Genomic DNA, 23612 nt, shown 5'->3' on the forward strand with positions numbered 1-23612 from the left:
CCGGCCATCACATCCGGAACACGCCGAACGCCGGGCGTTCGGGGATCGGAGTGTTGAGGGTGGCGGCGAAGGCGAGGCCCAGCACGTCGCGGGTCTGGGCGGGGTCGATCACGCCGTCGTCCCACAGCCGCGCGGTGGCGTGGTAGGGATTGCCTTCGTCCTCGTAACGCTGGCGGATCGGCGCCTTGAAGGCCTCGGCCTGCTCCGGCGTCCAGCTATCGGCATCGCGGTGGACGGTGGCGAGGACGCTGGCCGCCTGCTCGCCGCCCATCACGCTGATCCGGCTGTTGGGCCAGGTGAACAGGAAGCGCGGGGAATAGGCCCGGCCGCACATGCCGTAATTGCCCGCGCCGAAGCTGCCGCCGATCAGCACGGTGATCTTGGGCACGGTGGCCGTCGCCACCGCCGTCACCAGCTTGGCGCCGTCCTTGGCGATGCCGCCGGCTTCATATTTGCCGCCGACCATGAAGCCCGAGATGTTCTGGAGGAACAGCAGGGGCACGCGGCGCTGGCAGGCCAGCTCGATGAAATGGGCGCCCTTCATCGCGCTTTCCGAGAACAGGACGCCGTTATTGGCGAGGATCGCCACGGGCATGCCCCAGATCCGCGCGAAGCCGCAGACCAGCGTGGTCCCGTAGAGCGCTTTGAATTCGTGGAATTCCGATCCGTCGACGATGCGGGCGATCACCTCGTGCACGTCATAGGGCGCGCGCACGTCCGGCGGGATGATGCCGTAAAGCTCGTCCGCCGCGAACCTGGGCGGACGCGGATCGGCGATGTCCACGTCGATCGCGGGCACGGTGTTGAGCGTCGAGACGATATCGCGGACGATGGTGAGCGCGTGCTCGTCATTCTCGGCGACATGATCGACCACGCCGGATTTGCGGCCGTGCGTCTCCGCCCCGCCCAGCTCCTCGGCGGAGATGATCTCCCCGGTGGCGGCCTTCACCAGCGGCGGGCCGGCGAGGAAGATGGTGCCCTGGTTGCGGACGATGATCGTCTCGTCCGACATCGCCGGCACATAGGCGCCGCCGGCGGTGCAGCTTCCCATCACGCAGGCGATCTGGGGGATGCCCTTGGCGGACATCTGCGCCTGGTTGAAGAAGATGCGGCCGAAATGATCGCGATCGGGGAAGACATCCGCCTGGTGCGGCAGGTTGGCGCCGCCCGAATCCACCAGATAGACGCAGGGCAGGCGGTTCTGCTCGGCAATCTCCTGCGCGCGCAGATGCTTCTTCACCGTCATCGGGAAATAGGCGCCGCCCTTCACCGTCGCGTCATTGGCGACGATCATCACCTGCCGGCCGGAAACCCGGCCGATGCCGGCGATCACGCCAGCGCCGGGCGCCTCGCCCTTATACATGTCGCAGGCGGCGAGCTGGCCGATCTCCAGGAAGGGGGAATCGGGATCGAGCAGCCGTTCCACCCGATCGCGCGGCAGCAGCTTGCCCCGCGCCACATGGCGCTGGCGCGAGGCTTCCGGCCCGCCCAGCGCGGCGGCGGCGACGCGCGCGCCCAGTTCCTCCACCAGCGCGCGGTTGTGCGCGGCATTGGCACGGAAGGCTTCGGAAGCCGTATCGACGGCGGAGGTGAGGACGGGCGCGGTCATGCCGCCGCCTCGTCATGCTGAACTTGTTTCAGCATCCATTCGCGCTCCCTTGCGATTGCCGATGTTGCGTCAATGGACCCTGAAACAAGTTCAGGGTGACGGGGGGAATTTGTCAGGCGACAGGGAAGGATCGTCATCCCCCGATCAGCTCCCGGCCGATCAGCATGCGGCGGATCTCGTTGGTGCCGGCACCGATATCGAGCAGCTTGGCGTCGCGCATGAAGCGTTCGACCGGCCAGTCCCTCGTATAGCCGGCGCCACCCAGCGCCTGCACCGCCTCCAGCGCGACCTTCACCGCATTTTCCGAGGCCAGCAGGATGGCGCCCGCCGCATCGAACCGCGTCGTCTTGCCGGCATCGCAGGCGCGCGCCACGGCATAGACATAGGCGCGGGCCGAATTGAGCGCGACATACATGTCCGCCACCTTGGCCTGCATCAGCTGGAAGGCGCCGATCGGCTGGCCGAACTGGCGGCGGTCGCGCACATAGGGCAGCACCACATCAAGGCAGGCCTGCATGATGCCGAGCTGGATGCCGGCCAGCACGGTGCGTTCGTAATCGAGGCCGGACATCAGCACGCCGACGCCGCCGCCGACCGGCCCCATCACATTTTCCTCCGGCACCTCGCAATCGTCGAACACCAGCTCCGCCGTGGGGCTGCCGCGCATGCCGACCTTGTCGATCTTCTGCCCGATCGAGAAACCGGGCATGCCCTTTTCGATGAGGAAGGTGGTGATGCCGCGCGATCCCTCGCCCGTCCGGGCATAGACGACGAGCGTGTCGGCATAGGTGGCGTTGGTGATCCAGAACTTCGTGCCGTTCAGCACGTAGCGATCGCCCTTCCTTTCCGCCTTCAGCTTCATCGACACGACATCGGAACCGGCGCCCGCTTCCGACATGGCGAGCGAGCCGACATGTTCGCCGGAGATGAGCTTGGGCAGGAACCGCGCCTTCTGATCGGGCGTCGCCCAGCGGCGGATCTGGTTGACGCAGAGGTTGGAGTGCGCGCCGTAGCTGAGGCCGATCGAGGCCGAGGCGCGGGCCACCTCCTCCTGCGCCACGACATGCTCCAGATAGCCGAGGCCGAGGCCGCCGTCGGCTTCCTCCACCGTGATGCCGTGCAGGCCCAGCGCGCCCATTTCGGGCCAGAGATCGCGGGGAAACCAGTCCTCCGCGTCGATCCTCACCGCCAGCGGCGCGATGCGATCGGCGGCGAAACGCGCGGTCGTCTCGCGAATGGCATCGGCCATCTCGCCCAGCGCGAAATCCAGATTCTCGGCCAAGGCCCTCTCCTCCTCGATATCGCCGGTGCATCTACAGGCCATCGAACCTGCGACAAAATTGAAATCGCGCGGGCCATATCATAGACGGTATCTATGATAGACCGATATCTGCTGCGCTATTTCCTCGCCGTGATCGATCATGGCAATTTCAGCCGCGCCGCCGAACAATGCAATGTTTCCCAGCCGACGCTTTCGGTGGGCATCGCCAAGCTGGAACGCATGCTGGGGCGCCCCTTGTTCCACCGCACCAACCGGCGGGTGGAACTGACGCCGGCGGGTGCGCATTTCGCCGTCCATGCCCGGCGGATCGAGGCGGAGTTCAACCTGGCCGAGGCGGCCGTGGCCGGCCAGCGCGGGCGGCGGACGGTGCGGCTCGGTGTGCTGGCGACGATATCGACGGCGCTGGTCGCGCAATTCGCCAGCGTGCCCGGCGATGCCGACGAGCAGGTGGAACTGGTCGAGGGGCGCGAGCGCGATCTGCTCGACAGGCTGGCGCGGGGCCGTATCGACGCGGCGTTGACGATCCTGCGGCCGGACAATGACCGCTATGCCCGCGAGGCGCTGTGGCAGGAAGGCTATGGCCTCGCGCTGCCGGCCTCGCATCGGCTGGCGGGGGAGGAGGTGATCGCCGCCGAGGCGCTGGCCGATAACGTCATGATCGTGCGCCGCCATTGCGAAGTGCTGGCCGAGACCAGCCACCATTTCACCACGCGCGGCGTGCGGCCCTTCTTCGCGGCGCGGACCACCAACGACGATCGCGCGCTGGCGCTGGTCGCGGCGGGCATGGGGGTGACGGTGATGCCGGATCGCCATGCCGCGCCCGGCGTGGTGCGCGTGCCGCTGGCGGGGTTCGATCATGTCCGCCGCATCGGCCTGCTGTTCGCCACCCATGCCGATCCGGCCGATCTGGGGCGGACCGCGACGCTGGCCGCGGTGCGGCGCGCGGCGGCGGCGTGATCCCCCGATCGCCGGCCCCGCCCGCGATCAGCAGCGCCGCGCGCGGCCGGCGCGGCGGCGGCCCAGCATGATCCGGCTGACCAGCCACCCGCCCACCAGCGGCAGGACGATCAGCGCGACGCCCAGGCCCATCAGCATTTCCATGCTGATCAGCCCGAGCGATCCCAGGCTGCCGGCCCAATAGCCGGGCGCCAGCAGCGCCGGCACCCATACGACGGCCGAGGTGATGTTGGCGATCTGGAAGGCGCGGCCGTCCATCTGCATCACGCCCGCCACCAGCGGCACCGTGGCCCGCACCGGCCCGAGGAAGCGGCCGAGGAAGACCGAGACGAAGCCGTAGCGGCGGAAGAACAGCCTCGCCCGCGCGACGGCGGTGCGATGGCCCTTCAACGGCCAGCGATGATAGACGCGCGGACCGATCCGCCGGCCCAGCGCATAGGATATCCAGTCCCCCGCCACCGATCCGAGGATCGCCCAGAACAGCACCGGCGCCGGATCGAGCACGCCGCTGCCGATCAGCCCGCCCACCGCGATCATCAGCGCGATCGCCGGCACGAACATGCCGATCAGCACCAGCGATTCGGCGAAGGCGAACAGGCCGATCACCGGCCCCGCGATCGCCGCATTTTCCGAAATCAGCGCGATCAGGCGGGCAAGGGCTTCATCCATCGGCGGTCGCGACCTCAAGCCTGGCGGAACGGCCGCCGCGCATCATCGCCGCGGCCCTGCCGGCGCCGCGCGGGTGCGGCACGCACTGTTCATACACATGGACGACGGACGAAAGTATGTCATCCCAATGATACCCGTCGGCTGCATTGGCGGCGGCATGGCCCAGCGCCTCGCGCAGCAGCGGACGGCGGACCAGATCGGTCATCGCATCGGCGAAGGCCCCGGCATCCCCCTGGGGCACGAGCAGGCCGGTGCGGCCATGCGCGATCAGGGCGGATGCGCTGGGCACATCGGCCGATATCACCGCGAGGCCGGACGCCATCGCTTCCAGATTGACGTTGCCGAAGGCTTCGGTGACGCTGGGGTTGACGAGGATATCGGCGCTGGCAACCGCCCGGCCCAGCGCCGCCCCTTCGAGATGCCCGAGGAAATTGGCGTTGGGCAGCCTTTCCGCCAGCCAGGCCCGCCCCGGCCCGTTGCCGACGATCATCGGGCGGACGGCGTGGCCCCGCGCCCGGACGGCGGCGATGCTCTCCGCAAAGATATCGAGCCCCTTTTCCCGCACCAGCCGGCCGAAGAAGAGCGGCACGACATCGCCCGCCTCATAGCCGAGGCGGGTGCGGAAGGCTTCGTCGCGCAGGCCGGGATGGAAGCGGCCACGATCGACACCGCGCCCCCAGATCGCGACCTTTTCGTCCCCGCACACCTCGCGGAGCATGGCGGCGATCGGCTCGGTCGGCGCAAGGACGCGATCGCAATCGCGGTAGAAGCGATCGAGATAGCGTTCCACCGGCCCGCGCAGGAAGCGAAGGCCGTAATAATCGAGATAGGTCTCGAACCGGGTGTGGAGGCTCGCCACCACGGGGATGCCGAGCGCGCGGGCATGCTTCTGCGCCTGGCGGCCCAGCAGGTCGGGCGCGGAAAGATGGACGATATCGGGCGCGAAAGCCGCCAGATCGCGCCGGATGGCGCGCGGCAGGCCCAGCGCGACCCGATATTCCGGCCGCCCCGGAATGCCGATCGACCTGACCGGGACCACCTTCCCCACCGACTTGAAGGCCGGCGTCGGCGCGGTGGGGGAATAGATGCGGACCTCCGCCCCCGCCCGATCGAGCAGAAAGGCGACCAGCCGGTTCAGCGCCTGGTTGGCGCCATCGCGCACGCAATCATAATTGCCCGAAAACAGCGCAACCCGAAGCCGGCGCCGCAAGGGGGCGGCAGGCGCCTCATTGTCCTGGAAGCCGGGGAGGATGGACGTTGCGGGAAGATGACGGGAAGGGGAAAGCGATACCATATCTGGTTTACGGTTTGCCCCGGCGGTTTATTCCATCGGCGATGCGAAAAGAGCCAAACCATCGGAAAGGCATGGCATGACGAGCCCGCGATCCAACCCCGCCACCGTGCTGCGCGGCCCGCTGGCCTATCTGGTCGACGATCCGTTCCTGACCGATCCGGCGAGCGCCTTCGTGCACGAGCCCGACGGGGTGGTGATCTGCCGCGACGGCCTGATCGAGGCGGCCGGCCCCTATGACGCGCTGCGGGACGGGATTCCGGCGGATGCGGCGATCCACCATTATCCCGACGGGCTGATCTGCCCCGGCTTCATCGACACCCACGTCCATTATGTGCAGACCGGGATCATCGGCGCCTTCGGCCGGCAGCTGCTGGACTGGCTGAACGAATATACCTTCGTCGCCGAACAGGCCTTCGCCGATCCCGCTTATGCGGCGACGGTGGCCGGTATCTTCTGCGACGAGCTGCTGCGCAACGGCACCACCAGCGCGCTGGTGTTCGCCGCCGTCTATCCCCAATCGGTCGATGCGCTGTTCGAGGAGGCCGGGCGGCGGAACATGCGGCTGATCGCCGGCAAGGTGATGATGGATCGCAACGCGCCCGCAGCACTGCTCGATACCGCGCAATCGGCCTATGACGATTCGCTTGCCCTGCTGGAGCGCTGGCACGGGCGCGATCGATTGCTCTACGCCATCACCCCGCGCTTCGCGGCGACGAGCACGCCGGCGCAGCTGGAAGCGGCCGGCGCCCTGTGGCGCGCGCATCCCGACGCCTTCGTCCACACCCACATCTCCGAGAATATGGGCGAGATCGATTGGGTGCGGTGGCTTTTCCCCGAACGGGCCGGCTATCTCGACGTCTACGATCATTATGGCCTGGTGGGCCGCCGGACGATGCTGGCCCATGGCGTGCACCTGACCGAGGCGGAGTTCGGCTGCTGCCACGAACGCGGCGCCGCCATCGCCCATTGCCCGACGTCCAACCTGTTCCTGGGCAGCGGGCTGTTCCGCGTCGATGCCGCCAAGGACCCGGCGCGGCCCGTGCATGTTGGCCTGGGGAGCGATATCGGCGCGGGGACCAGCTTCTCCCTGCTGGCGACGGCGGGCGAGGCCTATAAGGTGGCACAGCTGAACGGCTTCGCGCTCGATGCCGTCCGCGCGCTGTTCCTGGCGACGCTCGGCGGCGCCCGCGCGCTGGGGCTGGACGATCGGATCGGGACGATCCGGGCGGGCCATGAGGCCGATCTGGTGGTGCTCGATCCCAGGGCGACGCCGCTGCTCGCCTTCCGCACCGAACGCGCGCGTTCGATCGAGGAGATATTGTTCGTGCTGATGACGCTGGGCGACGACCGGGCGGTGCGGGCGACCTATGTGGCCGGCCGGATCGCCCATGCCCGCGACGGGGCGTGACGATCCGCCTTCAATATTGCTTGGAGTAGCGCACCGTCACCGCCGGCCCGGTGACGCCGCCGGCCTGGCTTAGGATGCTGAGAGCGCGGGTGAGGGCAATGGTGAGCTGGGTCTGGGTGAAGCCCTTCGCGTCGGTCACCACCTCCACATAGATGTTGTTGGAAATATATTTGCCCGCCGCGATCGATGTGCCGCGCCCGGTGCTGTCGTCGGCGCCCAGCAGGCGCAGGCGATCGAGCCCGGTGGCCCCGCGCAGCTTGCCGACGGGGTTGAGGCCGCCCCCGCCGCCGCGCAGCGAATTGAGCGCGGCGGCAAGCTGCACGCCCTGGATCGGCGTGAGGGAATCGAGCGAGGTGCCGAACAGCAGCCGCGACAGCACCTCATCCTGCGGCAGCGCGGGGGTGGAGGTGAAGGTGAATTGCGGATGCTGCGCGTTGCCGCCGATCTTGATGATCGCCGCGACGTCGTCGATCGTCGTGCTGGCGGTGATATCCAGATCGGGTTCCAGCAGCGGGCCGTTGAACCGGATCGTGCTGGCATCGTCCAACTGCAGCTCGCGCCCGGCGAAGCTGTAGGTGCCGCGCACCACCTGCAGCCGGCCGATCACCGAGGGCTGGCCGGTGGTGCCGCCGATCCGCATGCTGGTGCGCCATTCGGATTCCAGCCCCATGCCCGATACGAAAAGCTGGTTGTCGGCCCGCAGGCGGATATCGAGCTTCCAGTTGCTGGGCGCCGGCCCTTCCTGCGCCACCGGCGGCGGGGCGCCCTTGCGGCGGACGCCGGTGAGGTCGGATATCTGGGCGCTGTCGTCCCGCACGATCTGGTAGCGCGCCTCGTGCAGGTTGAGATCGCCCTTGATCAGCCCACCCGCCGCCTGCGAATTGGTGACGGCCAGCGTGCCCGAGACGCTGGCGCCCAAAGCATCCGACTTGGCGAGCTGGGCATGATCCAGCGTGGCGTTGAGATCGATGGGATAGCCGCCGGCCGCATCGAAGCCGACGAAACCGGAAGCCTTGATCGTCCCGCTGCCCGCCTTGCCGGTGAGGCTGGCGAGCTGGAAGCGGGACTGGTTGAAGCGCCCGTCGATCGCGATGCCGCTGATGGTGGTGCCGAACGCATCATTCTCGTAACGGAGCTGGTTCGCGCGGATCACGCCCGTCAACTGGGGCTGATCGACCCGGCCGGCGAAATCGGCGCCGATCGCGATCGGCCCCGAAAGCGTCTGCCCGCTGATCCCGGTCAAGGTCCACAGCACCTCGGCCGGGCCGTTATAGCGGACCCCGCCGGAAAGCGGCGCCGCCATCAGCCGCGAGGCCCAGTCCGCGCCGGGCGCCACCGGCCCCAGCTTCGCCTGCAGGCGGCCGACGGTGCCGGCCCCCCGCCGGATCAGCGCGCGCACATCGCCGCCGGCATCGCCCAGCGTGCCGAGCATCGCGATATCGACCGGATCGGAAACGACCAGCGCGCCGCTGCGGGTGAAGCCGGCAATGTCGATCCGCGCGCGCGCTTCGGGCAGGGCATCGCCGCGCATCGCCACATCGATGGTGCCGCTGGCCTTGCCGCCGAGGCCGAGCGTGGGCGCGAAAGCCTGCGCGATGGCGAGATCGACGCCATCCAGCACGATATGCCCGCGCGTGCCGGCGCCGTAACGCCCATCCACGCGCACCTGTCCCTGCGGCAGGACGACCGTGGCGGGCTGGAGCACATAATCCGCGCCTTCCTTCGTCACCACGGCGGGGTTCGCCAGCCGGAAGGCGATGCCGTTGGCCGATCCCTTCGCATTGGCGAGGATGCGATCCGGCGTGAAGGCGGCCTGCGCCGCCACGTCGAAAGGCACGCCGCTGGAGCCGGAGGCGGTGAGGCCGAGCTGCCCGCGCCCATCCTGATAATTGATCCGCGCCCGCACCGAACGGACCAGCAGGCTGCCCTGCCGGACATCGACCAGCGCGGCCGACCCGTTGATCGACGGCCCCTTGGGCAGCATCACCAGCGTGCCCCGGATCAGGCCCGATCCGATGGTGATCGGCGGCGTGCCCGGCAGGCGCGCGCCATTGGCGGTGAGATCGAGATCGGCCTTCTGGTTGGCGCCGGCAGCCGCCAGCACGGCCTGGCCGTTGAGGCCCGAGCCGGCGATCGCGAGCCTGCCGGCGAAGGGACCGGCGGCCGTCTGCGTGATCGCCCCCTGCACGCCGATGCCCGCCACCAGAAGCTGGCGGATATCGATCGCCAGCGGCCCCTGCCCGCTGCGGATCAGGAGATCGGCGGTGAAGGGGCCGTAATCGGAGCCGCCCTTCGCCTTGACGGCATAGCCCGCCGCCGATCCGGTCAGCACCGCTTCCAGATCGGCCAGGCCGATGCCCACGCCCGGCCGGGCCGCGTTCAGCGTCACCACCGGCCGTTCCACCGTGCCCGTCGCGCGGACGCTGGCGGGGCCGTAGCTGCGGGACCAGGCATCGGCGCGGAAGCGGATCGCGCCATTGGCGGGATCATAGCCGCCCTCCCCGCCCAAAATGCGGAAATCGGGCGCCGTCATGCGGAGATTGGCGATCGTCGCGCCCAGCTTCGGATCATAGCCGATATCGGCGGTGACCACGGCATTGCCGCCGAGCTGGCCGGCCAGCGCATCATTGGTGATCTTGCGGGTGAGGAGCGTGACATGCCCCTTGATGCCGAAGCCGCCGCCCGGCGCCGTCACCAGCTTGGCATCGGTGGCGAGGTTGATGCGGCCGAGCCCGGTCACGTCATAATCGTTCACCCGGCCCTTGATCGCGCCGGTATAGGTGCCCTTCGCCGGATCGGCGAGGATCAGCGCGGTGGCATCGATGCGATCGGAGCGCAGCCGCAGATTATCCGAAAGCAGCCGGCCTTCGCTGTAGGCGAGATCGCCGTCGAGCCGCAAATTGGTGACGAGCCCGCCCGCCGCCGCGTTGAGGCCGGTGACGCGGCGCGCGGTGGCGTGGACGGGGATGAGGATGCGCCTGGCATCGACCACCGCCTTGCCTTCGGCCACCAGAGCCTCCACCCCCGTGGTGCCGAAGGCGAGCGAGGCGGCCGACAGCCGGTAGGCGATGCCCGGCGTGGCGAACGGCCCGTCGAGCGTGGCGGTGAGCGCGACATCCCGGCCGGCAAGATTTTCCGCGATCGCGCCGGGGCGCAGCAGCTTCGCATCCACGCGGAGATCGCCGAAGCGGTTATTCCCGAGATCGACGCGGCCCTGCGCGCCGGCGGTGAAGGCCGGCGAGGCCAGGCGCGCCCGCAGATCGGCACGGCGCTGATCCAGCGCGGCCGATACATCCACCTGCACCGCCGGCTGCACCAGTTGCGCCATCTGCCCGGAAAGCAGCGGCGCCGGCCGCGCATCGCCGAGCAGGCGGAAGGTGCCGTCGCGCGCGGTGAGCGCGAGATCGGCGAGCGGCTGGCCGGCCAGCATGCCGGTGGCCCGGCCGTCCCACGCCTTCCAGTCGCCCTTGCCGGCCAGCGTGAAGGCCAGCGGCTTGCCGAGGTCGGAGAAGCTGTCCACGAGGCCGCCGGCGGGCGCATCCAGCTTCGCATCGATCTGGAGGCGGTTCGCGTCGGGCACCGCATCCAGGGCGAGGTGCAGCCTGTCCCCCCCGGCGACGCCGGGCGCGGCGACGGCGGCGGCATCGGCGAATATCTGGGCGCGGCGATCGGCGATGGCGGCCCGGCCCGCGATGCGGACGATGTGGCGGCGGCCGGTGACGGGCGGTTCGATGATGAAGCGATCGACCGCCAGCCGGCCCAGCGCCAGATCGATATCGGGAATGATCGGGGCGTTGGGATCGGACGGCACCGGCTTCAGCACCGGCAGCCGGCGGAGCGTGATCTCCTCCGCCGTCACCGACCGGAGATCGATCCGCGAACGGAGATAGGCGAAGGGCCGCCAGTCCACCGCGAGCGCGGGCGCGGAGAGGAAGGTGCCCTGCGTATCGCGCACCTGGAGCCCGCGCAGCACCATGCGGCCGTAGAGCGATCCGTCGATGGACGTCACCCGGACGTTGAGCCCGGATTCGGTGGTGTAGCCGCCGATCCTGTCCGCCAGGAAGCGCCGGCCCGGCCCGGTATCCAGCCCGAGCAGGATGGCGGCGCCGAGCAGCAGCAGCCCGCCGAGGCCGATCGCCGCCCAGCGCGCGATCCGGCGCCAGCGCGGCGGCGTTGCGGGCGCGGGGGCGCGGGCGGGCTGATCGTCCATATCCATCAGAAAGCCTGCCCGATCGAGATATAGAGCGTGAACCGGGACTCACCCGGCCGGCGGTCGATCGGCGTCGCGAGGTCCACGCGCAGCGGCCCGAAATTGGTGTAATAACGGCCGCCTATGCCGGCGCCGTAGCGCATGTGCGACAGGCCGGGCGTGGAATCCTGGCCCAGCCGGCCGGCATCGACGAACGGCACGATGCCGAAATTGCCGAAGCGATAGCGCGCCTCCAGCGCGAATTCGGTGGAGGAGAGGCCGCCGGTCGGATTGTCCTGCGCATCCTTCGGCCCGAGCTGCTGATAGCCGAAGCCGCGCACCGATCCGCCGCCGCCCACATAGATGCGCCGCGACGGCGCGATCCCTTCCAGCGAGGCGCCGACGATCGAGCTCACCATCGCCCGGCCGGCGACGACCAGCGAATCCGTGGCCGGCCAATAGCCGGTCGCCTGCCCGGACAGCCGGGCATAGCCGCGCAGCTTGCCCTGGAGCGAGGATTCGGGGCTGGCGCGGACCAGCAGCCTGTATCCCTTGCTGGGGTTCAGCAGATCATCCGACCGATCATATTGCACCTGCATGGGGAGTGCGCCGATCAGATAGTTGCGGCGCGGACGATCGCCATCGGGGGTGAGCGCGGCCCCCTTTTCGTTGGTGCCGATGATCTCCGCGCCGTAGGACCACGACCAGCGCTTCTGCCAGAGCGGGGTGCTCTGGCGGGACCAGTTGATGCCGACGTTCACGGTGTTGGCGTTGTAGGCATCGAAATCGGACCGGCGGAAACCCCCGGCGATCTGGAAGGTGCGATCGCGCTGGCCGGCATTGGCGCGGCGGAAGGCGACGCTGGCGCCCTGTTCCTGCGTGCCGCCGATCGCGGTGACGGTGAGCGATCCTTCGGGCGGGAAGAGGTTGCGGTGGGTCCAGCTCGCCTCCGCCTTGATGCCCTGGCCGGTGCCGTAGCCGGCCGATCCCGCCAGCACCCGCCACGGCCCCTTGCGCTGGGTGACTTCCAGATCGACGATCTCGCTGCCGTCGGGCGCCTTCTCCCCCGTCGCCACCGGCTGGACCGCGACGGTGGAGAAGATGCTGGTGGCGACGAGCGCCTGGCGCATGTCGTCCGCCAGCCGGGAATCGTAGAGCTGGCCGGGCTTGAAACGCGGGAAGACGGACAGATGCTCGATATCGAAGATATCCTGCCCCTTGGTGCGGAACCCGCCGAACACGGAGCGCGGCCCGGCTTCGAGCGGCAGGGTGTAATCGCCGCTATGGGTGGCATCGTCGAGCAATATGTCCCGCTGGCCCACCTTGGCGAAGGGATAGCCGTGCTGGGGCAGCGCCAGCACCACCTGCGCCTCGCGGCCTTCCACCACGATCGATCGGATCGGATCGCCCGTGCGCAGGCGCAGCGCCTCGCGCGCGATGGCGGTGGGCTCGGCATCCGCGCCGGTGACGGCGATGGCGCCGAAGCTGTAGCGCGGGCCGGGCGTGGCGCTGATCGTCACCAGAAGCTCGCCCGCCTTGTCCGCCGCCGGGACGATCGAGGAGGAAACGACGCCGTCATAATAGCCTTCCGAACGCAGCAGCCGCTCGGCAAGCCCGACATCGACATTGGCGCGCGCGGCGACCTGGGCGCTGTTGGCGACATCCTTGCTGTCATTGGCGAGCGCGGAAAGGCTGCGGAAATCATCCTCCAGCCCGATCGGCTTCAGCCCTTCCACCGCGAGGCGGTAACGGATGCGGGGCGCGGCCTCGGAAGGGACGCGGGCATTGCCGGCATCGGGGGTGGGATCGAAACCGGACAGCGGCGGCAGCGGGGCGGCGAGATCGGCATCATCGGCGGCGGCGGGCGCGGATGTCGCGGGCGCGGGCGTCGCGGGCGGCGTGGGCGTGGGCGCCGTGGCGGCCGGCGGGGTCCCGGCCGGAATTTCCTCCGCCGGCGGGGCCTGGATGCTGTCGAGCGGGGGCAGCGCCGCTTCGAAATCGGGATCGGCGGCGGGATCGATCGCCTGCGGGGGCGCGGGCGGCGCGGCCCATGCCGGCGCGGACAGGGCTAGAGCGAACAGGCAGGCGGCGACGCTGCCCCGCGCGAGGATGCGCGGCGACGGCACGGCATGGTTCGACGGCTTGCCTGACTTCCCCCCTGACACGCGGACCCCTTTAGACCTTTTGGTCGAAAACGTCGCCACATAGCAGGAGTTCCCCGCCAGCCCAGCCCCCAGCCCGGCCGCCGGGCAGCGCCGGCAAGCCGCCTCAGGGCAGATCCGGCCTCATTCCCCCCGCCATTGCGGCTTGCGCTTTTCGGCGAAGGCGCGCGGCCCTTCCTGCGCATCGGCGCTACGATAGGCGCGTTCCCAGGCGTGGCGCGCGGCGCGCAGCGCGGCGGTGCGACCCATCTCGGTGGCGAGGCCCACGGTTTCCTTGCCCGCCAGCACGGACAGGGGGGCGTTCTCGACGATCTCGGTGGCGAGCGCGAGCGCCTCGGCCATCAGATCCTCCGGCCCGGCCAGCCGGTTGACCAGCCCGATCTCATAGGCGCGGGCGGCGGTGATCGGCCTGCCGGTGAGGATGATCTCCATCATGATCCGCTGCGGGATCATGTGGATCAGCGGCGCCGCCCAGGGCGATCCCCGGCCCACCTTCGCCTCGGTGATGGCGAAACGGGCGGCGGTGCTGGCGACGCACAGGTCGCACGCCTGCGCCAGCAGCCAGCCGCCGGCGAAGGCGACGCCGTTCACCGCCGCGATCGTCGGCTTCGTCACCTCGATATTGTCGCCGGGCACGGGGAACATGCCGCGCGGCGGGACGGTGAGCCTGAGGTCGGCCATCTCCTTGAGGTCGCCGCCGGCGCAGAAGGCCTTGTCGCCCGCCGCCGTCAGGATCGCGACGCGCAGCGCCGGATCGCCCTCGAACCGGTCCCAGGCGGCGAACAGCCCTTCGCGCACCTCGCGGCCCAGCGCGTTGCGCGCATCGGGCCGGTTGATGGTGATGACGGCGATGCCATCGTCCCGCGCATCGAACAGCACCGCATCGCCCATCAATATCCCCTTCTCGCTATCTCGAACGCGGCGCGGTCCAGTTCCTCCCGGAAATCGGGGTGCGCGATGGCGACGAGCCGGCGGGCGCGTTCGGCGAGCGTCCTGCCCTTCAATTCGGCCGCGCCATATTCGGTGACGATCACGTCCGCCTCGCTGCGCGCGGTGGTGACGGGACCGGACAGCGCCGGCACGATCCGGCTCGCCTTGCCGCCCGCCGCCGTGGCCGGCAGCGCGATGATCGATCGGCCGCCCGGCGATCGGGCGCCGGCGCGGACATAATCCACCTGCCCGCCCGTGCCGCCGATATAGGAAGCGCCGGTCTGCTCGGCATTGACCTGGCCGGTCAGGTCCACCTCGACCGCCGAGTTGATCGTGACGAGCCGGGGAATGGCCGTCAGCACCGCATCGGCATGGGTGAGCGCGGAGGAGCGCAGGCCCACCGCCGGATTGCGATCGGCGAAATCGTAGAGGCGCCGCGTGCCGATCAGCGCCCCGGTGACGGATATGCCGGTTTCGAACGGCTTCAGCGCGTTGGTGACGACGCCGGCCTCGACCAGATCGACTAGCCCGTCGCCGATCATGCCGGAATGGACGCCGAGGTCGCGCCGGTCGCCGATCAGGCGGGTGATGGCGTCGGGCACCGCGCCGATGCCGATCTGGATCACCGATCCGTCGCCGATATAGGCGGCGGCATGGGTGGCGATGGCGAGATCCTCCGCGCCGATCGGCGCGGGCTTCACCTCGACCGGCGGGCGCGACACCTCGACCAGATAATCGATCCGGGCGCGCGGCAGCAGCGCATCGCAGGCGGTGAAGGGCACCTGATCGTTGACCTCGGCCACCACCACCCGCGCCCGGGCGACGGCGGCCTGCACATAATCGTTGATGAGGCCATAGCTGTGATTGCCGTCGGCATTGGCGGGGCTCACCTGCACGAAGGCGACGTCGCAGCCGATGATGCCGCCTTCGATCAGCGCGGCGATCTGGCCGACATGGCAGGGCACGATCCCCAGCACGCCCGCCCTGGCCAGCGTGCGCAGCGCCCCGATCGCGCCCATGCTGGATATCGCGACATGATCGGCGATGTCGGGCGTCAGCAGGCCGGAAAAGCTGGTGCCCGCGAAAGCAGAAACGCCGCCCAGCCCCGCCCGCTGGGCGATCAGCGCCTCGACCAGCGTGGTGGGCTCGCCGCAGGCCTGCCCCCAGACGATATGATCCCCCGGCCGGAGGATGCGGGCCAGATCCAGGGCATCGGCCCGCAGCGTCTCCGTCATGCCGTCCCGATCCGCGCGAGCACGGCCCTTGCCCGGTTGAGGTGCGGCAGATCGAGCATCTCGCCCTTGTGGCCGATGGTGCCGAGGCCGGGATTGGCGGCGAAAAGATCGACGATCTCGCGCGCGGCCGCCACCTCCGCCTCGCTGGGGGTGAAGGCGCGGTTGATGATGTCCACCTGCGCGGGATGGATCGCCAGCATGCCGCGAAAGCCCGCCCGGCGCACATCGTTGGCCAGCGCCTCCAGCCCGGCCTCGTCGCGGAAATCGCCGTGGATCGTCTCGATCGCGGGCACGCCGGCGGCCGCCGCGCCGACCAGGCAGAGCGTGCGGGCGAGCTGATAGGGGAAGGCATAGCTGCCGTCCGCCTCGCGATTGGCGATCGCGCCGATCGCGGTGGCGATGTCTTCCGCCCCCCAGGTCATCGCCGCCAGCCGGGCCACGCCTTCATAGCTGCCGGTCGCCAGCATGCCCTGCGGCGTTTCGGTGGCGACGATGATGACGGCGGTGCTGCCGGGCGCGGTGCCGGCCGCCACCTCCAGCGCGCTCAGATAATGGTCCAGCGTCTCCACGTCCGCGCGGCCGCGCGGCTTGGGCAGCATCAGCCCGCCCGGCCGCGCGGGCATGATCGCGGCGAGATCGGCCAGCGCATGCGGGGTCTGCAGCGGATTGATCCGCACCCACAGCCGATCGCGCTGGTCCTGATTGGCGCGGAGGAAGGCGGCGACATTTTCCCGCGCGGCGGGCTTCGCCGGCTCGGCTACGGCATCCTCAAGGTCGATCAGCACGATATCGGCCGCGCCGTCGAGGGCCTTGGCCATCTTCCTTTCGCTGTCCCCCGGCGCGAAAAGCCAGGACCGCGCCGCGGCCGCCCGATCAAAAGCCGACATTGTCTCCACCCTTCAAAGCCAGAATCTGCCGTGCTTCATCGGGGGTCGCGATCTCCAGGCCAAGCCCTTCGAGAATTTTTCTGACGGTAAGCACCTGTTCGGCATTGGATTGCGCCAGGCGGCCGGGGCCGCCCCACAGATTATCCTCCAGCCCGACGCGGACATTGCCGCCCATCGCCGCCGCCATCGCCGCGATCGGCATCTGGCTGCGCCCGGCGCCCAGCACCGACCAGCGATAATTGTCGCCGAACAGCCGGTCCGCCGTGCGCTTCATGTGCATCACGTCATCGGGATGCGATCCGATGCCGCCGAGCAGGCCGAAGCAGGTCTGGATGAAGAGCGGCGCCTTAACCAGCCCTTCGGTGAAGAAATAATGGAGGTTGTAGAGGTGGCTGGTGTCGTAACATTCGAATTCGTAGCGCGCGCCCGTCTCGTTCAGGGTGCGCAGCGCATATTCGATATCCTTGAAGGAGTTGCGGAACACCAGATCGCGGCTGTTTTCCAGCATCTGGGGTTCCCAGTCATGCTTGAACTCCTTGTAGCGCCTCAGCATCGGGAACAGGCCGAAGTTCATCGATCCCATGTTGAGCGAGGCGACTTCCGGCCGCCACACCGTGGCCGGGCGGATGCGCTCGTCGATCGGCATGAAGGGCGATCCGCCGGTGGTGAGGTTCACCACCACGTCCGAACGCTGCTTGATGACGCGCAGGAACGGCTCGAACGCCTCGGGGCTCTGGTCGGGGCGGCCATCCTCGGGATTGCGGGCGTGGAGGTGGACGATCGCGGCCCCGGCCTCCGCCGCCGCCAGCGCCGCATCGGCGATCTCGGCGGGCGTCACCGGCAGATGCGGCGACATGGAAGGCGTGTGGATCGATCCCGTGACCGCACAGGTGATGATAATCTTCGCGGCCATCGCATCCTCCAAGCCCGGCCGGGTTGATCCCCGGTTCCGGGCTCGGAAAATGAACGCGATTCATCATGAAGTCCAGCCCTCGCCTGTCCGGGCATCCGGCTTTGCCGGATCATGGCCCCGGACAGGCGCCGAGGGCGCGTTTCCCGACCGGCTCCGCGCGCGCCGGGCTCAGGCGGCGAGCGGGGGTTCCTCCGGCAGCGGGCAATCGCCCGCCAGCCGATCGAGATCGAGGATCATCACCATCTCGCCCTCGATGGTGACGATGCCCTTCACCAGATCATGATCCCCATCGCGGCCAAGTTCCGGCGGGGCCTGCACGTCGGCGCTGTCGATGGTGGCGATATCGCTGACGGCATCGACGATCAGGCCGTAGGGCCGATCGCCGATCTGCATCACCATCACCACATGGCGCGGCGTGGGATCGCAATCCCCCCAGCCCAGCCGGGCCGAAAGATCGATCACCGGCAGCACGATGCCCCGCAGATCGAGCACGCCGCGCACAAAGCCGGCGGCATGCGGCAGCGGCGTGGTGGGCGACCAGGCACGGATTTCCCGCGTGGCCATGATGTCGACGGCAAGGCTCTGCGCGCCGATGCGGAAGGTGATGAGCTGGCGCATCATATCCTCCTTGCCCGCGCGTCAGAAATCGGACCAGTCGCCCTGCGCCGCCGGATCGGCGGCGACGGCAAGGTTGCCGACGACGCGCCGGCGCGGCCGGGCGCGGGACCCCTGCGCCTCCGTTCCGGCAACGGGCGAAGCCACGGGCCGGGCGGGCTGCCGCTGCCGCTTTTCCTGGCCGAGGCGGAAGCGATGGACGAGCTTGGTCAGCTCCTCCGCCTCGCTTTCCAGGCTGTGCGCGGCGGCGGTGGTCTGCTCCACCATCGCGGCATTCTGCTGGGTCATCTTGTCCATGTCCGCGACGGCGTTGTTCACCTGCAGCATGTTGGCCGCCTGGGTTTCGGCCGAGGCCGAGATTTCGCTGGCGAGCGCGGCGATCTCCGCCACCTTGGTGACGATCCGTTCCAGCGCCTGGCCGGTCTGGCCGACGAGATGGACCCCGGATTCGACCTGCTTGGAGCTGCTGTCGATCAGGCCCTTGATGTCCTTGGCGGCATCGGCCGATCGCTGGGCGAGCGCGCGGACCTCGTTCGCCACGACGGCGAAGCCCTTGCCGGCATCACCCGCGCGCGCCGCCTCCACGCCCGCATTGAGCGCGAGCAGGTTGGTCTGGAAGGCGATGCCGTCGATCACGCCGATGATCTGGGCGATTTCCTGCGCGGACCGCTCGATCCCGTCCATCGCCTCGATCGCCTCGCGGACGACGCGGCCGCCTTCGGTCGCGTCGGTCTGCGCCTCGCCCACCGACGTATAGACATGGCCGGCGCCCTGGGCGGTTTCGCGCACCGATGCGGTGATCCGGTCCATCGCGGCGGCCGTCTCCTCAAGCGAGGCGGCCTGCTGCTCGGTCCGGCGGGACAGATCGCTGGCGGCCTGGCTGATTTCGGTGGCGCCGGTGTTGATGCCGTCGGCGGTTTCGGAAACCTGGAGCAGCGTGTCGCGCATCCGTTCCCGCATCGAGTTGAAATCCTCCACCAGCTTGGCGAAGCTTTCGGGCAGGCCGGTGAGCTCAACGCTGAAATCGCCCTGCGCCAGCCGGTCCATCGCCTCACCGACCTGGCCGATCACGGCCATCCGATCGGCATCGGCGGCGCGGAAATATGCGGAGAGCGCGATATCCATGTCGATCATCGCGCATTTCACCAGCGTGCCGATCACCCGCGACATCTGCCGCCCGCCGAGCCGGCTGAGCGGCGAGCCGGTGAGCAGGCTGCCGATCATCTGTTCCAGCACCAGCGCATAGCCGCCGATATACCAGGTCGGCTCCAGCCCGATGCGGGCGTGGATGTGGCCGATCTTCTCCGCCTTGGCGAAATAATCCCCATCGAGGCGGCGGGCGAACATGCCACGCCAGTGATCGAGCTGCTTCGCCTTCGCGTGGTTCATCATCGCCGTCGACGAGAAGAAGGCCGCCGCCTCGGGCGTTTCCTGCACCTTCCTGTAGAAGCGGTCGAGCGCGGCCGGCGCCGCCTTCTCCACGGCGCGGGCGATCGCGGGGAAGGCATCGTAATTGGCCTGATCTAGATCGAAGAAGTTCACGCGACTCTCAATTCCGTGGTTCGTCTGATCCGGCTGCATCGGCTCTCCTCCATCGCGAAACGCACGAAACGCTACACAAGCAAGAAGACACGCAAACCGGTTAACATCGCGCAAGGCGCATGCTTGACTTATAGTACGGAATTTCCGCCAAACCGGCGGCGGCGGCGGAATTTTGCGCCGGTCAGTCCCGGAAGACGACGGTGGTGGCGCCGTTCAGGATCGCCCGCCCCTCGATATGGAAAGCGACCGCGCGGGCGAGCACGCGGCGCTCGATATCGCGGCCCTTGCGGACGAGGTCCTCGGGCATGTCGGCATGGCTCACCCGCTCGACGTCCTGCTCGATGATCGGCCCTTCGTCGAGATCGGCGGTGACGTAGTGCGCGGTCGCGCCGATCAGCTTCACGCCGCGGGCATGGGCCTGGTGATAGGGCTTGGCGCCCTTGAAGCCCGGCAGGAAGCTGTGGTGGATGTTGATGCAGCGGCCGGAAAGCCAGGCGGCGAGATCGTCCGACAATATCTGCATGTAGCGCGCCAGCACGACCAGGTCGGCGCGGGTCTCGGTCACGACCGCCTTGATCCGGGCCTCCTGCTCCGCCTTGGTGGCGGCGGTGACGGGCAGATGGTGGAAGGGGATGCCTTCGAGATCGGAGGTGCGGAAGGTTTCGCGCGGATGGTTGGAGACGATGCCGACCACGTCCATCGGCAGCTCGCCGATCCGCCAGCGATAGAGCAGGTCGACCAGGCAGTGATCGAATTTGGAGACGAGCAGCAGCACGCGCTGGCGATCGTCGCGGGCGCGCAGCCGCCATTCCATGCCCAGCGCATCGGCGATCACGGCGAAGTCGCGTTCCAGCGCCGCCACGTCGCGGGTGGGCGGCAGGGTGAAGACCACGCGCATGAAGAAGCGGTCGGTGGCGGCGTCGTCGAACTGGTTCGCCTCGCGGATGTCGCCGCCATGGGCGTGGAGCGCGGTGGAGACGCGGGCGACGATGCCGGGCTGGTTGCGGCAGGAAAGGGTGAGCAGGAAGCTGTCCGTCATGGCCGCGCCCTAATGGCAAAGGCGCGGCCGCTTATCCAGCGGATGTTGCGCATCCGGGCGGACCGGCGATCCGGGCGCGATGGCGGCCCCGGCCGATTTATGATTTAGCGACATTCTGACGAATGAAGGACCATGCATGGCAAATGCGGGATCAGCCTCTCGCCTTGGCCGGATGAATTACGATACACGAGGTCCGAAAATAAAAATGACCATCTGCATGGTTCGGGTAGCGAGAGGATTCGCAAAATGAATCGCATTTCCACTTTAGTGGTGCTTTTGCGCATTCGCCGCGAATCCGGCGCCCGTGGTGGAGCGCCTATGCGCTAGGCCGCCCGGCACCCCGCCGGAAACAGACCCAATCGCGAAACAAGAATGCCGGCCCCGACCGGACAACACCGCTTTTCGGGACTTCAGGAGAGGAAGAGAATGAGGATTGCCTATCTGGCCGCCGCATCGGCGCTGGCCATGGCCGCGAACGCGGCCGCCATCATCCCCGCCATGGCGCAGGACGCCGCCGCCGACGGCAGCGGCGGCGGGCTCGAGGACATCGTCGTCACCGCGCAGCGCCGCGAGGAAAATCTGCAGAAGGTGCCGGTGGCGGTGACCGCGCTCAGTTCCGAAGCGCTGGACAATGCCCGCGTCGTCAACGTCGCGGCGCTGAGCGGCTATGCCCCCAACCTGCAGGTGACGAGCCAGGGCCAGCAATCCATCCCGCTGTTCCAGATCCGCGGCATCGCATCGGGCGCATCGAACAACGCGGTCGATCCCAAGGTGGGCGTGTATCTGGACGGCGTCTATATCGGCCGTTCGGTGGGCGCGATCTTCGACCTCGCCGATCTGCAGCGCGTGGAAGTGCTGCGCGGCCCGCAGGGCACGCTGTTCGGCCGCAACTCCACCGGCGGCGCGGTGAGCCTGATCAGCGCCAACCCGACCGGCGAGTTCGGCGTGCGCCAGCAGCTTTCCTACGGCAATTACAACGCCATGCGATCGCGCACCGTGGTCGACCTGCCCGCGCTCGGCCCGCTGAGCGTGAAGCTCGCCTATCTGCATGACGAGATGGAGGGCGATACCGACAATCTGATCGCCGGCAAGACGCTGGACTTCAGCCAGATCCGCCCGGATTTCGGCACGCTGAAATATGCCAAGCGGCTGGGCGGCAAGAATGTCGACGCCTTCCAGCTCGCGGCGCGCGTGGATGCTTCGGACGACCTGAAGATCGATTATCATTTCGATTACACCGATTCCCGGACGAGCGGGCGCGCGGTGCAGTATCTCGGCTCGCCGGCCGGTGGCGCGGGCGTGCTGGCCGGCGTGGTGGTGGGCTTCCAGCCCCTGACCGGCGGCATCGTCAACGCGGGCAAGAAGCAGCTCGACGCGGTGGCCAACGCCACCAGCAGCGAGCATGTGATCACCCAGGGCCATAACCTGACCGCGACCTGGGACGTGAGCGACGTGCTGACGGTGAAGAGCATCACCGCCTATCGCAAGTTCCACCAGAAGCCGAACACCTACGACCTGTCGTCGAGCGGCGGCCTGCGCTTCAGCGGCGCGCAGCTTGGCGCGCTGCTGCAGAACGATATCCCCGGCATATTCGACGACGCCAACCAGCCCGGCCCGAACGACAGCTTCTTCGCGCTGCTGACCGCGCGCGAGACGAAGCAGAAGCAGTTCACCCAGGAGACCCAGTTCCTGTTCAACTGGGACCGGTTCGACCTGACGTCCGGCCTGTTCTATTTCCACGAAAATTCGCCGTCCACCGACGTGCTGGGCGTGATGCTGCCGGTGGCGAACGGCGTGGTGACGGCGACGCCGTTCGACGCGATCTTCGGCAACGGCGTGACGGAGACCCGCGCGGTCAACGACTCCATGGCCGGCTATGCCCAGCTCACCTGGCACGCCACCGACCAGTTCGACCTCGCCTTCGGCGGCCGCTACACGATCGACGATCGTTCGACCGACCTGATCAGCGTTTCCTCCGCGCAGGGCGGCGGGCTGGCGGCGGGCCAGACCTACAAGACCAGCTACAAGCGGTTCAACTATACCGCGATCGCCACCTACCGGCCGACCGACGACGTCACCACCTATGCCAAGGTCGCGACCGGCTATGTCGCCGGCGGCATCCTGGGCGCCATCCCCTACGACCCGGAAAAGCTGATCAGCTACGAAGCGGGCGTGAAATCGCAGCTGTTCGGCAACCGCCTGCGCGCCAACCTGGCCGCCTTCTATTCCGATTATAAGGACATGCAGGTCCAGTCCTTCGAAAATGGCGTGCAGGCGTTCCGCAATGCCGGCAAGGCCCGGATCTGGGGCGTGGAAGGCGAGTTCGAGGCGGTGCCGCTGGACGGCCTGACGCTGAACGCCAATTTCGGCTACACCAATTTCAAATATAAGGAATATATCCAGAACGGCATCGACCGGAGCGACGAGATCCGCCCGACCTACACGCCGAAATGGACCGCGCGGCTGGGCGGCCAATATGACTTCCCGGAAATGGCGAACGGCGGCAATTTCTACGTCGCGCTGGATTCCCGCTATCGTTCGGGCGCGGTGATAACGGAATTCTCGTCCGGCATCCCGGAGCTCGACCGGCTTTCCTACGTGAAGAAATATATCCTGGCCGATGCCCGCGCCGGCATCGCCTCGCTGCCGATCAGGGGCACCGAGATCGGCATTTCGGGCTGGGTGAAGAATGTCTTCAACGTCAACCGCGCGCCCTTCGGCCCCGAAGCCATCACCCAGGTGACGATCCCCGATCGCGGCCGCACCTATGGCATCGATCTGTCGCTGAAGTTCTGATCGACGGAACGGCGCCGGGGCATTTTCCGCCCGAGCGGATCATGCCCCGGACGCCCGACCTTCGGAATTTCCCGGCCGGCGGCAT

16 protein-coding genes are annotated in these 23612 nt (G+C 68.5%); 3 read left to right on the forward strand and 13 right to left on the reverse strand.

The window, feature by feature from the left end:
- Nucleotides 1-7 precede the first annotated feature (7 nt).
- Both G432_RS06315 and G432_RS06320 read right to left on the reverse strand, forming a co-directional pair.
- Nucleotides 8-1609, reverse strand: a complete 1602-nt coding sequence (locus tag G432_RS06315; RefSeq protein WP_015457993.1) for a carboxyl transferase domain-containing protein — start codon at nucleotides 1607-1609, stop codon at nucleotides 8-10.
- 133 nt (nucleotides 1610-1742) lie between these two features.
- Nucleotides 1743-2858 carry an acyl-CoA dehydrogenase family protein gene (locus tag G432_RS06320; protein ID WP_041865202.1) on the reverse strand — a complete coding sequence of 372 codons (1116 nt, stop codon included), beginning with the start codon at nucleotides 2856-2858 and terminating at the stop codon, nucleotides 1743-1745.
- A 126-nt stretch (nucleotides 2859-2984) separates the two neighbouring features.
- Here G432_RS06320 and G432_RS06325 point away from each other — a divergent pair, with 126 nt between their 5' ends.
- A complete protein-coding gene (locus G432_RS06325) occupies nucleotides 2985-3848 on the forward strand; it encodes a LysR family transcriptional regulator (protein ID WP_015457995.1) in 864 nt (287 codons plus the stop codon).
- Nucleotides 3849-3875: 27 nt separating this feature from the next.
- Here G432_RS06325 and G432_RS06330 read toward each other — a convergent pair whose 3' ends face one another.
- The gene (locus tag G432_RS06330; protein ID WP_015457996.1) at nucleotides 3876-4517 is read right to left on the reverse strand and encodes a DedA family protein; all 642 of its coding nucleotides are present in this window, start codon (nucleotides 4515-4517) and stop codon (nucleotides 3876-3878) included.
- Nucleotides 4510-5811, reverse strand: coding sequence for a glycosyltransferase family 4 protein (locus G432_RS06335; protein WP_015457997.1), 1302 nt, complete (start codon nucleotides 5809-5811; stop codon nucleotides 4510-4512). The genes G432_RS06330 and G432_RS06335 overlap by 8 nt, the downstream gene beginning before the upstream one ends.
- Before the next feature lie 76 nt (nucleotides 5812-5887).
- On the opposite strand from G432_RS06335, the gene guaD reads away from it, so the two are divergent.
- Nucleotides 5888-7219, forward strand: a complete 1332-nt coding sequence (guaD, locus tag G432_RS06340; protein WP_015457998.1) for a guanine deaminase — start codon at nucleotides 5888-5890, stop codon at nucleotides 7217-7219.
- Between the two features lie 10 nt (nucleotides 7220-7229).
- Here guaD and G432_RS06345 read toward each other — a convergent pair whose 3' ends face one another.
- The 9 genes from G432_RS06345 to purU form a co-directional block, all read right to left on the reverse strand.
- Nucleotides 7230-11435 carry a translocation/assembly module TamB domain-containing protein gene (locus G432_RS06345; RefSeq protein ID WP_015457999.1) on the reverse strand — a complete coding sequence of 1402 codons (4206 nt, stop codon included), beginning with the start codon at nucleotides 11433-11435 and terminating at the stop codon, nucleotides 7230-7232.
- Nucleotides 11435-13534, reverse strand: coding sequence for an autotransporter assembly complex protein TamA (locus G432_RS06350; RefSeq protein WP_015458000.1), 2100 nt, complete (start codon nucleotides 13532-13534; stop codon nucleotides 11435-11437). The genes G432_RS06345 and G432_RS06350 overlap by 1 nt, the downstream gene beginning before the upstream one ends.
- A gap of 159 nt (nucleotides 13535-13693) precedes the next feature.
- Nucleotides 13694-14461 carry an enoyl-CoA hydratase/isomerase family protein gene (locus G432_RS06355; RefSeq protein ID WP_015458001.1) on the reverse strand — a complete coding sequence of 256 codons (768 nt, stop codon included), beginning with the start codon at nucleotides 14459-14461 and terminating at the stop codon, nucleotides 13694-13696.
- On the reverse strand, nucleotides 14461-15735 hold the full coding sequence (locus G432_RS06360) for an acetyl-CoA hydrolase/transferase family protein (protein WP_015458002.1): 1275 nt from the start codon (nucleotides 15733-15735) through the stop codon (nucleotides 14461-14463). Before G432_RS06360 ends, G432_RS06355 begins: the two co-directional genes overlap by 1 nt.
- Nucleotides 15732-16622 carry an HpcH/HpaI aldolase/citrate lyase family protein gene (locus G432_RS06365; RefSeq protein ID WP_015458003.1) on the reverse strand — a complete coding sequence of 297 codons (891 nt, stop codon included), beginning with the start codon at nucleotides 16620-16622 and terminating at the stop codon, nucleotides 15732-15734. The genes G432_RS06360 and G432_RS06365 overlap by 4 nt, the downstream gene beginning before the upstream one ends.
- Nucleotides 16609-17535 carry a 3-keto-5-aminohexanoate cleavage protein gene (locus tag G432_RS06370; RefSeq protein ID WP_015458004.1) on the reverse strand — a complete coding sequence of 309 codons (927 nt, stop codon included), beginning with the start codon at nucleotides 17533-17535 and terminating at the stop codon, nucleotides 16609-16611. Before G432_RS06370 ends, G432_RS06365 begins: the two co-directional genes overlap by 14 nt.
- Before the next feature lie 168 nt (nucleotides 17536-17703).
- Entirely contained in the window at nucleotides 17704-18156 is a 453-nt protein-coding gene (locus G432_RS06375; RefSeq protein ID WP_015458005.1) for a chemotaxis protein CheW, read from the reverse strand.
- An 18-nt stretch (nucleotides 18157-18174) separates the two neighbouring features.
- A complete protein-coding gene (locus tag G432_RS06380) occupies nucleotides 18175-19692 on the reverse strand; it encodes a methyl-accepting chemotaxis protein (protein ID WP_330218198.1) in 1518 nt (505 codons plus the stop codon).
- 181 nt (nucleotides 19693-19873) lie between these two features.
- Nucleotides 19874-20731, reverse strand: a complete 858-nt coding sequence (purU, locus tag G432_RS06385; protein WP_015458007.1) for a formyltetrahydrofolate deformylase — start codon at nucleotides 20729-20731, stop codon at nucleotides 19874-19876.
- Between the two features lie 426 nt (nucleotides 20732-21157).
- Between purU and G432_RS06390 the strand changes: the two genes are divergently transcribed.
- Nucleotides 21158-23527 carry a TonB-dependent receptor gene (locus tag G432_RS06390; protein ID WP_015458008.1) on the forward strand — a complete coding sequence of 790 codons (2370 nt, stop codon included), beginning with the start codon at nucleotides 21158-21160 and terminating at the stop codon, nucleotides 23525-23527.
- Nucleotides 23528-23612 lie beyond the last annotated feature (85 nt).

The organism is Sphingomonas sp. MM-1 (assembly GCF_000347675.2).
GTDB classification, from domain to species: domain Bacteria; phylum Pseudomonadota; class Alphaproteobacteria; order Sphingomonadales; family Sphingomonadaceae; genus Sphingomonas_E; species Sphingomonas_E fennica.